At 41.4% G+C, this 14,082-nt stretch carries 8 protein-coding genes and 1 pseudogene; all 9 read left to right on the plus strand.

Annotated elements, in window-relative coordinates:
* Nucleotides 1–175: 175 nt before the first annotated feature.
* The 9 genes and pseudogenes from UP17_RS10660 to UP17_RS10700 all read left to right on the plus strand — a co-directional run bounded on the left by UP17_RS10660 (nucleotide 176) and on the right by UP17_RS10700 (nucleotide 14,072).
* Nucleotides 176–586, plus strand: a complete 411-nt coding sequence (locus tag UP17_RS10660) for a CoA-binding protein (RefSeq protein WP_061462990.1) — start codon at nucleotides 176–178, stop codon at nucleotides 584–586.
* A gap of 403 nt (nucleotides 587–989) precedes the next feature.
* Entirely contained in the window at nucleotides 990–2,978 is a 1,989-nt protein-coding gene (gene parE / locus UP17_RS10665) for a DNA topoisomerase IV subunit B (protein WP_061462991.1), read from the plus strand.
* A complete protein-coding gene (gene parC, locus UP17_RS10670) occupies nucleotides 2,968–5,409 on the plus strand; it encodes a DNA topoisomerase IV subunit A (protein WP_061462992.1) in 2,442 nt (813 codons plus the stop codon). Before parE ends, parC begins: the two co-directional genes overlap by 11 nt.
* A 1,074-nt stretch (nucleotides 5,410–6,483) precedes the next feature.
* A complete protein-coding gene (gene murQ, locus UP17_RS10675; protein WP_061462993.1) occupies nucleotides 6,484–7,392 on the plus strand; it encodes an N-acetylmuramic acid 6-phosphate etherase in 909 nt (302 codons plus the stop codon).
* 11 nt (nucleotides 7,393–7,403) lie between these two features.
* Nucleotides 7,404–8,261: a MurR/RpiR family transcriptional regulator gene (locus tag UP17_RS10680; RefSeq protein WP_061462994.1), complete on the plus strand. Its 858-nt coding sequence runs from the start codon at nucleotides 7,404–7,406 to the stop codon at nucleotides 8,259–8,261.
* Between the two features lie 32 nt (nucleotides 8,262–8,293).
* A complete protein-coding gene (locus UP17_RS10685) occupies nucleotides 8,294–9,661 on the plus strand; it encodes a PTS transporter subunit EIIC (protein WP_061462995.1) in 1,368 nt (455 codons plus the stop codon).
* Nucleotides 9,658–10,692, plus strand: coding sequence for a MupG family TIM beta-alpha barrel fold protein (locus UP17_RS10690; protein ID WP_061462996.1), 1,035 nt, complete (start codon nucleotides 9,658–9,660; stop codon nucleotides 10,690–10,692). Before UP17_RS10685 ends, UP17_RS10690 begins: the two co-directional genes overlap by 4 nt.
* 192 nt (nucleotides 10,693–10,884) lie before the next feature.
* Nucleotides 10,885–12,820: pseudogene (locus tag UP17_RS10695) on the plus strand (glycoside hydrolase family 3 N-terminal domain-containing protein).
* A 13-nt stretch (nucleotides 12,821–12,833) separates the two neighbouring features.
* Nucleotides 12,834–14,072, plus strand: coding sequence for an exo-beta-N-acetylmuramidase NamZ family protein (locus tag UP17_RS10700; protein WP_061462997.1), 1,239 nt, complete (start codon nucleotides 12,834–12,836; stop codon nucleotides 14,070–14,072).
* The last annotated feature ends 10 nt before the right edge of the window (nucleotides 14,073–14,082 follow it).

The following is a 14,082-nucleotide window of genomic DNA, read 5'->3' on the forward strand; positions in this document are numbered from 1 at the left end:
AATACGCGGTAGCCTGTATGAACATAAGTGGTGCACACCTTTTCGAAACCTATTCTTTCTTGTATAATGGTTTTTCTTAATAATGGTAATACTCAGCTTTACTCTGTGAAATATCTTTGTTAAGGAATACTTTTTAAGCAATTATTACATTTTATGATAAAGGGGATTGATTAGAATGATACAAAATCCAAGCAGAGAAGAAATGGGTCAGATGTTAAAAAAATCGAAGCGCATCGCTGTTGTTGGTTTATCAAATAACCCCGAGCGAACTTCTTATATGGTATCGAAGGCCATGCAGGATAGCGGGTATGAAATCATCCCTGTAAACCCTGCTGTATCTGAAGTGCTGGGTGTCAAGGCAGTAAAGGCACTTAAAGATATTGAAGGGCACGTCGATATCGTAAATATTTTTCGCCGTTCAGAATTCCTTCCCGGGATTGCCAAAGAATTTGCAGAAATCGATGCTGATATCTTTTGGGCGCAGCAAGGGGTAGAAAACGGGGAAGCCTATAATTTTTTGAAAGAAAAAGGTTATACTGTCATCATGGATCGATGCATAAAAGTAGAACACGCCCTTACTAAGTAGAGTGAAAAGAGCGGAACTTCCGCTCTTTTTTAAAGGAATCGCAATGTTTAGCAGTGTAAAAATCAATAATGCCAGCCATGGCGGAGGTTGAAAACGGGCGGCATATCCATGCAATTTAAGAATAATTTGATTAAAAAAGTAAAAGTATATTTGCCAAATGAAAAATTACCGCTACAATTAGAACGGTAGCTATGACACGTTTCAACAAAGTGAAAAGATCCAACCAAGGGAGCTAACGCTAATAAAAGGGACGAAAAAATAGAACACTTGTTCTTTGTTCGTAAAAGTATTATACTTTTAATATGATATTAACGTATGAATTAATTTGTTAAAGCTAGTGAGTCATTTCATTGCAGTATGATTTGGCCCGGAAATTGTGTTTAGTAAGGAAAGGGGAATTTCTGTGGCAAAGAAAGTAAAAACAATCGAGTACAATGATGATGCAATTCAGGTACTGGAAGGACTCGAAGCGGTCAGAAAACGTCCCGGTATGTATATCGGCAGTACTGATGCACGCGGACTTCATCATTTAGTGTACGAGATTGTAGATAACTCCGTAGATGAGGCTTTGGCTGGATATGGAGACCAAATTAGTGTGAAAATACATAAAGATAACAGTGTAAGTGTGTCAGATAAGGGGCGTGGAATGCCTACCGGTATGCATAAATTGGGTAAACCTACGCCTGAAGTCATTTTGACTATTCTTCATGCTGGCGGTAAATTTGGACAGGGCGGATATAAAACGAGCGGAGGCCTTCATGGAGTAGGTGCCTCGGTCGTCAATGCGCTGTCTGAATGGCTTGTCGTGACAATCAAAAGGGACGGGTTCATTTACGAACAACGGTTTTTCAATGGCGGAAAGCCAGAAACGACTCTTGAGAAAATCGGTAAAACCAATCAAGCTGGTACCAAAATCCACTTCAAGCCCGATCCGAAAATATTTTCGGTGACAACTTTTAATTATGATATCCTTTGTGAACGTCTCCGTGAATCGGCATTTCTTCTAAAAGGCATGAAAATTGAATTGACGGATGAACGTAATAACGACCAGCAAGAAACTTTTCACTATGAAAATGGAATAGAAGCTTTTGTGGATTACTTGAATGAAGAAAAAGAAACCCTTCATAGTGTTGTCAGTCTAGAAGGGGAACAGAATGGGATAGAAGTCGATCTGGCCTTTCAATTCAACGATGGTTATTCAGAAAATATTTTAAGCTTTGTAAATAATGTTCGAACAAAAGACGGCGGCACCCATGAGATTGGCGCAAAGACGGCCATGACGAGGGCATTTAATGATTATGCCAGAAAAATGGGGCTATTGAAGGAAAAAGATAAAAACCTCGAAGGTACCGATATACGCGAAGGATTGTCTTCAATAATTTCTGTACGTATCCCAGAAGAACTTCTTCAATTCGAAGGACAGACCAAGAGCAAGCTTGGAACCAGTGAAGCCCGTTCTGCAGTCGATTCCATCGTGTCAGAGCACTTAGCCTACTTTTTTGAAGAAGATCCGACCACGAGTACCCTGTTGGTCAAAAAATCGATTAAAGCTTTCCAGGCCCGGGAAGCAGCACGCAAAGCGCGTGAAGATGCAAGAAGCGGGAAAAAACGGAAGAAATCCGATGCCATCCTATCTGGAAAATTAACGCCAGCTCAATCTAAAAATCCTGAACGGAATGAATTGTATCTTGTAGAAGGGGACTCTGCAGGAGGTTCCGCAAAGCAAGGTCGTGATCGCCGTTTCCAAGCGGTACTGCCATTACGTGGTAAAGTTATCAATACGGAAAAGGCCAAACTAGCGGACATTTTTAAAAACGAGGAAATAAATACGATCATCCACGCTATCGGGGCAGGGGTCGGGGCAGAGTTCAATACGCCGGACACCAACTATGATAAAGTGATCATCATGACTGATGCCGATACGGATGGGGCCCATATCCAAGTGCTTCTGTTAACATTCTTTTACCGCTATATGAAGCCATTGATAGAGTCAGGAAAGGTTTACATTGCCTTGCCTCCTTTATATAAAGTGAGTAAAGGGACCGGAAAGAAAGAAATCATTGAATATGCTTGGAGTGATGAGGAACTTCAGGGAGCGATAGACAAGGTAGGGAAAGGCTATATGATTCAGCGCTATAAAGGGCTGGGTGAAATGAATGCCGATCAATTATGGGATACTACCATGAACCCGGAAACCAGGACATTGATACGCGTGAAGATCGACGATGGTGCCCGTGCAGAAAGACGTGTGACAACGTTAATGGGGGACAAGGTTGAACCGCGCCGTAAATGGATTGAAGCCAATGTCGCTTTTGGTCTCGAAGAAGAATCGAATATTTTAGATAATGAAAATATGTCGATTGAAGAGGAGGTCATTAACGATGGCATTTGAAGAAACGTTTAGAGATTTGCCGCTTGAAGAGGTAATCGGAGACCGCTTCGGGCGATACAGTAAATATATTATCCAAGATCGGGCACTGCCAGATGCAAGGGACGGATTAAAACCGGTACAGCGCAGGATATTGTATGCGATGCATGTAGAAGGAAATACACAGGAAAAAGGATTTAGGAAATCAGCAAAAACAGTCGGTAATGTAATTGGTAACTATCACCCCCATGGAGATTCATCTGTTTATGAGGCAATGGTCCGGATGAGCCAAGACTGGAAGCTTCGGAAAGTCATGGTTCAAATGCACGGAAACAATGGTAGTATTGATGGGGATCCGCCTGCTGCGATGCGGTATACTGAAGCCAGGCTTTCATCGATCGCCTCAGAGATGTTACGTGATATTGAAAAAAGGACTGTAGATTTTGTACCGAACTTCGATGATACTTCGGAAGAACCCATTGTATTGCCAGCAATGTTCCCTAACTTGCTTGTAAACGGATCCACAGGAATATCTGCCGGCTACGCAACGGAAATCCCACCACATCAAATAGGTGAAGTCATTGATGCAGCCATTATGCGAATCGATAAGCCTGAAGCGACAGTCGCTGATTTAATGACGGTCATTAAGGGGCCGGATTTCCCTACAGGCGGTATCATTCAAGGAATTGAAGGCATTCGAAAAGCCTATGAAACAGGTAAAGGGAAAATCATCATTCGCGGCTTGGCGGAAGTGGAAACGATTCGCGGCGGCAAACAGCAAATCGTCATCACTGAAATCCCATATGAAGTCAATAAAGCGAACCTTGTTAAGAAAATGGATGAGTTCCGTCTTGACCGGAAAGTTGAAGGCATCGCTGAAGTAAGGGATGAAACGGACCGTACAGGACTGCGTATCGTCATTGAATTGAAAAAAGAAGCGGATGCAAATGGAGTCCTGCATTATTTATATAAAAATTCCGATCTTCAAATTGCTTACAATTTTAATATGGTCGCGATTTATAAAAAACGGCCGACATTGATGAGCCTGCCAAAAATGCTTGATGCGTATATCGATCACCGTAAAGAGGTAATTGTGAATCGTTCCCGTTATGAGTTGCAAAAAGCACATGACAGGGCACATATCGTAGATGGTTTAGTGAAGGCTTTGTCCATATTAGATGAAGTCATCTCTGTCATCCGTGCGTCTAAAGATAAACGGAATGCCAAAGATAACCTCATTGCTAAATTCGCTTTTACAGAAGCGCAAGCTGAAGCCATTGTTTCCTTACAGTTATATAGGCTGACAAATACTGATATTACGGCACTTGAAGCAGAGGCAGCGGAATTGAAGAACAAAATTGAGGAATTGACCAAGATTCTCGGCAGTGAAAAAGTCCTTCTTCAAGTGATAAAAAAAGAACTTCGATTCATTAAAAAGGGCTTTGATGACGGACGGCGTTCCAAAATAGAAAAAGAAATTGAAGAAATCAAAATTAATCTTGAAGTCTTGATCGCGAGTGAAGACGTGATGGTGACAGTGACGAAAGAAGGGTATGTTAAACGGACGTCATTACGGTCATTTGCAGCTTCAGGCGGTCTTGATTTTGGCATGAAGGATTCCGATCGCCTGCTCCAGAGGCTGGAGATGAATACAACAGATGTCCTGTTGCTTTTCACATCCAAAGGGAACTACCTCTATTGTCCAGTTCATCAGCTTCCTGACATTCGATGGAAGGAAACAGGTCAGCATATCGCGAACATCATTCCGATTGACAGAGAAGAACAAATTATAAAAGCGATTCCGATCAAAGATTTTACCCTGCCGCAATTCTTAGTGTTCATCACGAAAAATGGTATGGTTAAAAAGACTGAAATAGCTTCTTATAAAGCACAGAGACATTCAAAACCGTTGGTTGGTGTCAATTTAAAAGGTGAAGATGAACTGGTCGATGTCCATCATACCGATGGACAGGCAGACCTTTTCCTAGTCACTCATAACGGCTATGGTTTATGGTTTGATGAAGAAGAAGTAAGTATTGTCGGTGTCCGGGCAGCAGGAGTCAAAGGGATTAATTTGAAGGAAGATGACTATGTCATTGGCGGAAAGGTTTTAGCCAAGGATAGTAAAGAATCGATCTTTATAGTTACCCAGCGCGGAGCCATCAAGAAAATGAAATTAACCGAGTTTGAAAAAACGAGCCGGGCAAAACGGGGTGTCGTGGTCTTGAGGGAATTGAAATCAAATCCTCATAGGGTCATTGGATTTGATACCATTAACAAAACCGACAGTCTTTTCATTCTTTCTGAAAAGGGAATCATTGAAACCATCCATGCCGCTTCATTAAAAAATCATGATCGTTACACGAATGGATCTTTTGTTTTTGATGAAACGGTTAGTGGAAAAGCGAAAGAAATGTGGAAAATATCATTGGAAGATGACTCTGCCATTGAGTAGTGAATCATTTTTTAAAACGGGATGCTGATTATAATCAGCATCCCGTTTTATATTGTAACAACAAATGGACAGTAAGCAGTTGATATGCAACAGTTATATCTGTCAAGAAAATACCCCGGTCATCACCATGTATATTGACTTCATACTGTGGTTACCTTCTTAAGTCAAAAATGACTTATTGAGTCATTTTTAAATACTTGTATTACGAACTTAAAAATCTTACTCGAGCCATAAATAATTAAATTTTGAATTTTAATTTCGATTGAATCTAGGTAGTATAACGATTTATTTTGGCATATTCCTTGCGTCTTGTTTGTATGACTTCCAATTCAGCAATTAAATGGATCACGGGCATTCCAAAAGAGTATTATAGTGAACCGGCAGTGACCGAGAGCGGAAAATACATTAACCGTTCGGATTACCCGAATTATAAAGGGTATATCGAACCTTTTACAACATAGGCTTGGAATATTTTCGGCAAGAAAAATGCCGCGTTACCAACTTATTCTCAATAGGGTAAAGGCTGGACGAAAGCCGTTCTTCCATATTGGGAAAAGCAAGGCGGTGTCGATTATAATTCGTCGATTGATGAAAATGGAGGATTTGCACCAACAATTGTCGTAGGCGCAGTAGAATTCGGGAAAGTTGTCCCCATCCGTTAACTAGGTCAAGGGATGGAGGTGTCCCGGGTCCGGCGAAGTATCCTAGTTTAGCATTTTGTTATATTACTTTGAGTGTACTGTTCCCAAATTTGGGGAACAGTACACGTTTTTAATTGTAGAAAAAGTCAGGACAAAAAAGAAGGATCCTATGAGGGAATTACGGCACATTAATAGGTATATATCCACGATTATATCCAGAGTAATGAAATTTTCATGGATTCCGGATAATGTGCAATGGCAATGGTTTTTTAGGAAATAAATGAATGCTTACTAAAAAAACAACACAAAAATATCTTGTATCCAAGTAATGAAAACGCTATCATTGAATATAATATGAAATATAATTTCATTATTATCTATTGAATAATGAAATTTTATTTAAGTAATTGATAATAGGAGGATTCAATTGCCTATGGAAGAACATCTGCGTTCATTAACGACTGAATTACGGAACGAAGATACGATGAATATCGATAGTGTAAATACGATGGAAATCATTTCAGCAATCAATAAGGAAGATTTAAAAGTGGCAGCAGCGGTCCAGGAGGTTTTGCCAGAAATAAAAACGGTAGTTGAATGGGCTTTAGAATCATTAAAAAAAGGTGGGAGACTCGTATACATCGGTGCAGGAACGAGTGGAAGACTCGGTGTGCTGGATGCCGTGGAATGTCCACCGACATTCAGCACACCACCTGATAGGGTGCTTGGCATAATCGCAGGAGGGGAAAAGGCGTTTGTTCGAGCCATCGAAGGAGCGGAGGATAAAGAAGAGTTTGGGGAATGTGATTTAATCGACGTGGATCTAACAGCAAATGATACGGTAATTGGCATTGCGGCAAGCGGCCGTACCCCATATGTGAAAGGCGCTTTACGTTATGCAAGAAAGGTTGGGGCTAAAGCGGTGGCATTATCATGCAATAAAAACGCGAGCATCACAGAAGCAGCCGATATAGGGATTGAAGTGGTGGTCGGACCGGAAGTCTTAACAGGTTCCACAAGAATGAAAGCGGCAACCGCACAGAAAATGGTCCTCAATATGATCTCAACGGCTACCATGATCCGGTTGGGAAAAGTCTATGAAAATCTGATGGTTGATGTAAATGTCAGTAATCAAAAACTGAAGGATCGTGCAATTAGCATCATAGAAACTTTAACAAATGCTGACTATGATCATGCTTTGAATATGCTTGAAAAAGCAAATAATCAAGTTAAACCAGCGATAGTCATGATAAAAACGTCAACAGATTATGATAAAGCAATGGAGTTACTAGAAAAAGCGGGTGGAGATGTCAGAAAAGCCATTTCGATCTATGAAGATTAAGGAGGGAAGCAATGGCTACAGGAGGATTATCCATCATACAGACGATGTTGAGCAAGCTCCCGCAATCAGAACAAAAACTAGCAGAATATATTCTTCAGAATCCTCATGAAGTTGTGAACAGCACTGTACAGGAATTGAGTACTTCTGCTCAAACAAGCGGGGCTGCTGTTATTAGGTTGTGTAAATCGCTCGGAATAAAAGGGTTTCAAGATTTGAAAATAAGGATTGCCGGAGATTTGATGAAGACTGTTGAACAGGGCTACAGGGATATCGAGCCCTCAGAATCACTGTATCGGATTGTTGAAAAAACAACGAGTAATTCGATTCAGTCCATTCGAGACACATCTGAAATAATCGATCACGACACTCTGAAACAGGCGATAACGTTGATGCTGAACGCTAAAACTGTCCACTTTTGCGGAGTGGGTGCCTCGAATATAGTTGCTGCAGACGCTCAGCAAAAATTACTTCGCATCAATAAAGGGGCAACGGCTTTTACGGATATGCATTTAGTTGCAACCCTGATTGCAAATGCTGATGAAAATGACATCGTTTTTGCCATTTCATTCTCTGGGGAAACACCTGAAGTTGTCAATATACTGAAGCTTGCTAAAGAACGTGGTGTCAAGACGATCGGGCTGACTCATTTTGGCCAAACAACGGTATCTTCCTTGTGTGACGCCACACTGTATACATCCTTTTCGAATGAAGCACCATTTAGGAGTGCAGCGACATCATCAAGATTGGCGCAGTTATATATGATTGATATTTTGTTTTTGGGGATGGCTTCAGAGCAATATGAAGAGACTGTCCAATATATTGATAATACCAAGTCTGCAATCAAGTCGATGACGGATCGTTATAAATGAATATTACGAGATTTGACAAAGGGGGCTTTTAAATGGGTAAGGGGGATAAGTACGCCAGTTTAGCAGAAGAGTTATTGGGGAAATTAGGCGGGGCATCAAATGTTGCCGATGCTGCACATTGTATGACCAGACTAAGGGTATTGCCAATCGATCGTTTAAAAGTAAACATGGAAGATATAAAAAATACGGAAGGTGTTCTGGGCGTCATTGAAGAGGAAACGATACAAATCGTCCTTGGGCCAGGCGTGGTGAACAAGGTTCATACAGAATTTGAAAAGCTTTTGGAATCTTACGGCGGTTTAAACTTAAAAGAGGTGGCATCGAAGAACAAATCAGAGAATGATAGAAAAAATGCAAAACCTTTTAAACTTTTTTTACGCAGGATTGCAAGTATTTTCATCCCTTTAATTCCCGCCTTAGTGGCATCCGGTTTGATTACCGGTATAACAAAAGCGACCGTTCAAGCGGGGTGGCTTGCAGCAGAATCGCAATTAGCCATCATATTAACCGTTATTGGATCTGGTTTGTTTGCCTACCTGGGGATTTTGGTTGGGACCAATGCCGCTAAGGAATACGGCGGATCCCCTGCACTTGGTGCGTTGGCGGGTATCTTGGTCATCAATCCGGCGGTCGGCGACATTTCCCTGTTCGGTGAAAATTTGCTCCCTGGCCGCGGTGGGTTGATAGGAGTCCTCTTTGCCGCTATTTTCATAGCCTTGGTGGAAAAACAGGTCAGGAAATTCATTCCTCAATCACTTGATATCATTTTGACGCCAACCATCTCTTTACTCATTACTGGGATTGTCACTTACATTGTTTTTATGCCGGTAGGAGGGTTTTTATCGGATGCCATTACGACAGGGTTATTGAATGTGTTGGACTTCGGCGGTGTTGTGGCTGGATTCGTGCTTGGTGCGGCCTTCCTTCCCCTAGTCATTACTGGTTTACATCAAGGTTTAACGCCTGTCCATCTAGAATTGATCAATTCTATCGGGGATGATCCGCTGCTTCCCATTTTGGCAATGGGTGGTGCAGGCCAAGTTGGGGCGGCATTTGCCATCTATATGAAAACGAAGAAAGCGAGTTTAAAGAGGGCAATCGGCGGAGGCCTTCCTTCAGGGATGCTTGGTATCGGCGAACCCCTTATATTTGGAGTGACTCTGCCACTGGGCCGGCCTTTCTTAACTGCCTGTTTAGGTGCTGGAGTAGGCGGGGCATTCCAAGCACAATTTGGAATTGCGACGTCGTCCATTGGTGTTTCTGGACTGCCGCTTACCTTTTTAGTGCATCCAAATCAAATCGGTCTATTCTTGGCTGGGTTGTTCATTTCCTATATAGCAGGATTTATTTTTACGTATTTGTTTGGATTTAATGATGAAATGGCTGTTGAATTCAAGTGATCGGAATCTCTTTTTATCTACAGGATCCACTTGCAGAAGCACAAATCAACCATGCTGCTAACCTAGGAGTGAAAAGGGCCTTTACCTCGCTTCATATTCCTGAAGAAAAGGGTGACCTCGTAAAAAGGCTGATCAGGCTTTTAAAGCTTTCAGAGTCCTATGGAATGGAAATCCATGCGGATGTGACATTAAACACTCTTGATCATTTAGGGATTGGCAGATTTACGGATTTAAGGCAATTGGGTATTAAAGGTATTCGACTTGATGATGGGTTTGATCGAGAAACTGTTACATCTTTATCCAAAGTGTTTTCCCTCTCACTGAATGCAAGTACGTTAAATGAAGATGAACTTCTAGCCATACTCGGAAGCGGCGTAGAACCGGAAAGTTTGATAGCTTGGCATAACTTTTATCCAAGGCGTGAAACGGGCCTTGAGGAAGAATTCTTTCATGAACAAAATCGAATATTCAAGAAATACGGTATACCGATCTTTGCTTTCATCCCGGGTGCCGGAGGTAAACGCGGTCCTCTTCATGATGGCCTTCCGACGCTTGAAAAACACAGGTTAATTAATCCTTACGCTGCCGGTGTTGAGCTATTTCAGCATGTGGACGGAGTTTACGTAGGAGATCAAGGAACCGAGAATAATTTGCTTGAGAATCTAACTGTCTATAAAAATCTCAATATTCTTTCTATTAGAATGGAATCCCAACTTTTTCAAGGCGGTCAGTATAAATTAAGGCCAGATGTTTCTCAAGATGTTTTCCGGCTGCAAAATACCCGCATCTCAGCAAATATCGTGCCGAGTAATACAGTTACACGCAGCCTTGGATCCATAACGATGGACAATGATGCTTACGGAAGGTATCGGGGAGAGATTCAAATTTGCAGGAGAGACCTGGAGGCTGATCATAGAGTCAATGTGATAGGGCGAGTAATAGTTGAAGATATTCCCTTGCTTTCCCTTCTAAAACCTGGTCAATCCATAGAACTGTTGAGTGAAGGGAAAGTGAGATCGAACGATCAATGAAACTGGGATAAACGGATATATTACATGAAGGCTTGTTAAAGAGGCGGCTGATGGGATTCCAAATGCTGCCTTGATTTCTTTATAGGATCTATTTAGATCATTTCCATTCATTTTCACCCCTTTCATGGTACTGGATATGGAAGTGTTACTACAAGAACTTAAAGGTAAACAAGGGAGGAAGCCTAAATGATAATAAGGATATGTGTCCCAGCTGGAATCGCATTATTCTTGGTTATATCCATTCTGAGAGGGAATGCGGCTGCAACGAAATTAGAGAACGAAAATTCAGCATCGGATGTTCAGAAAATCGTTGAAAACATGACAGTTGATGAAAAAGTCGGCCAAATGCTCATGCCGGATTTTCGTAATTGGAAAAAAAAAGAAGAAGTGAAGGCCAAAGGATTTATTGAAATGAACTCAGAAATTGCAAGCATCATTAAAAAATATCATCTAGGCGGTGTGATTTTGTTCGCTGAGAATGTAGTCGACACCGAACAAACGGTTCGGCTCACGGATGGTTTGCAGATGGCAAGCCAAGACCTTCCGCTGTTCATAACGATTGATCAGGAAGGTGGAATCGTAACCCGCCTTCAAACCGGAACGAACCTTCCAGGTAATATGGCGCTTGGTGCAACCAGAAATGAGAATTACGCTTACCAAACTGGAGAAATCATTGGGAGGGAACTGTCGTCACTTGGCATAAATGTCAATTTTGGGCCGTCTGTCGATGTCAATAATAATCCCGGAAATCCAGTTATTGGCGTTCGCTCCTTCAGTTCTGATCCGGAACTTGTATCAAAGTTGGGCATTCAAACGATAAATGGATTGCAAAATCAGAACATGATAGCAACGGCCAAGCATTTCCCTGGCCACGGAGATACAGCAGTCGATAGTCATTATGGTCTCCCTCTTGTCTCTCATGATAAAGAGCGCTTGCGTTCCATCGAGTTGGTTCCTTTCCAAAAGGCCATCAATGCTGGAGTGGATATGATGATGACTGCACATGTTCAATTCCCTGCATTCGACAACACTACGTATATCAGTAAAAAAGACGGTCAAGAAATTATGGTTCCGGCAACGTTGTCACATAAGGTCATTACAGATCTTTTACGTGGAGAAATGGGTTTTGACGGTGTTGTGGTTACAGATGCTTTGAATATGAAAGCCATTGCGGACAACTTCGGACAGGAAGAAGCTGTGGTCCTTGCCCTGAAATCGGGTGTTGATATTGCATTAGATGCCTGCACAAGTAAATTCGCTCCAAATGGAAAAGAATATAACCACTGTATTCAATGCAGTGAAGGCAGCAGTGGAAAGCGGCGAAATTCCTATAGCTCAAGTCAATCAATCTGTAACGAGGATACTTGAACTAAAAGTGAAAAGAGGGATTTTAAACCCTGATAAAACTCCAATCGATAAAAAGATCAAAACCGCGCTTCAAGTGGTCGGGAATGAAGATCATCTGAAAAAAGAAACGGAAATTGCGGAAAATGCCATCACACTATTAAAAAATGAAGGCAGAACTTTGCCTTTCAAACCTAAGAAAAATGAAAAAGTTTTAGTGCTTGCTCCTTTTGATGATCAAGTTGAATCAATGTCAAGGAGCATCCGCGAATTAGCTGATAAAAAGAAAATAAAGAAAGTCCAAATAACGGGTATGAGTTTTTCGGAAAAGTCATTTACAGATGAAGTGGCTAGACTTATTGATGAATCAGACTTTGTCATTACTGGTTCCTATATTGTTAAAAACGATCCGGCTGTCAATGATGGAGTGATCGATGATAGCGTTCAAGATTCTTCGAAGTGGGCAACAGCCTTCCCAAGAGCGGTCATGAATCATGCTAAGAAGCAAGATAAAGAATTTGTTTTAATGAGTTTAAGAAACCCTTATGATGTTGCAAATTTTGAAGAAGCGAAAGCGGTGCTTGCTGTTTACGGATTTAAAGGGTATTCGAATGGGCGTTATAGACAGCCAAATATTCCGGCAGGCATCTCGACCATTTTTGGAGGATCAAAACCTAAAGGAACTTTGCCGGTCGATATACCATCAGTGACTAAACCCTCTGAAAGCCTTTATAAACTTGGATATGGATTAGATATTAAATCAGGAAAACCCATTAAACAATAGAGGGGGAAATAATTTGAAACGAATGATTATATTATTTACCATTTGCCTGTTTGCTTTAGGCATCGTTTCCTCAAAAAGTGTGACGGCTGTTAAGGAGAAGAAAAATCAAAAGGTCAGTCCCGGAATTGAAGTCCTTTTAAAAGAAGAAAAGAACGTGTTAAGAGGAAAGAAAGTGGGGCTAATTACGAATCCAACTGGCATCGATTCTAAATTGACCAGCATTGTCGATCTACTACATGACGATCCGGATATTAATTTGACTGCGTTATTTGGTCCCGAACATGGAGTGCGCGGAGATGCGCAAGCTGGTGCTAGTGTTGAATATTATATTGATGAAAAAACAGGTTTGCCCGTCTATAGCTTATATGGTAAAACGAAAAAACCGACACCTGAAATGTTAAAAGATGTTGAGGTCCTTGTCTTTGATATCCAGGATGTCGGAACACGCTATTACACTTATATCTACACGATGGCTTATGCAATGGAAGCAGCAAGAGAAAATGATATTCCCATTATCGTGCTGGACCGGCCAAACCCACAAGGAGGCGAATCGGTAGATGGACCTGTACTTGAACCAGAATTCTCATCGTTTGTTGGTATGTACCCAATTCCTCTTAAACATGGGATGACAGTTGGTGAACTCGCGACTTTGTTCAATAAGGAGTTTAAAATTGGAGCCGATCTAAAGGTCATCAAGATGAAAGGCTGGAAACGAGATATGGATTATGACGATACTGGGCTTCCTTTTGTCTTGCCGTCACCGAACATGCCGACCGTATCCACATCATTCGTATACCCCGCTACAGGATTGATCGAAGGAACGAATGTCTCGGAAGGCAGAGGGACGACTAAACCATTCGAACTGATTGGTGCTCCCTATATAAACAGCAATGAACTTGCTGGGAAATTAAATGCATTACGGTTACCTGGCGTAAAATTCAGGGCCGCCTCTTTTACCCCTACGTTTTCAAAGCATGCGGGTAAACTCAGCCATGGAGTCGAAATTTATGTAACGGATAGAGCGGAATTCAAGGCTGTTCCTACTGGACTTCATATCATCAAGACCATCCATGATCTATACCCAGATGATTTCGAATTCCTTGCAGCCAACAATTTCAGCCTATTGATTGGCAATGGCTGGGTAAAGTCAAGGATTGAAGAAGGTTCATCAGTAGATGAAATCATGAAAGAATATCAAGTAGAGCAGGATGCTTTTAAAAAGGTTCGCAAAAATTACTTGCTCTATAAATAAAAGTGAAAGA

Origin of the sequence: Peribacillus simplex (assembly GCF_001578185.1) — a bacterium.
In the GTDB taxonomy this organism is placed as follows: Bacteria; Bacillota; Bacilli; order Bacillales; family DSM-1321; genus Peribacillus; species Peribacillus simplex_A.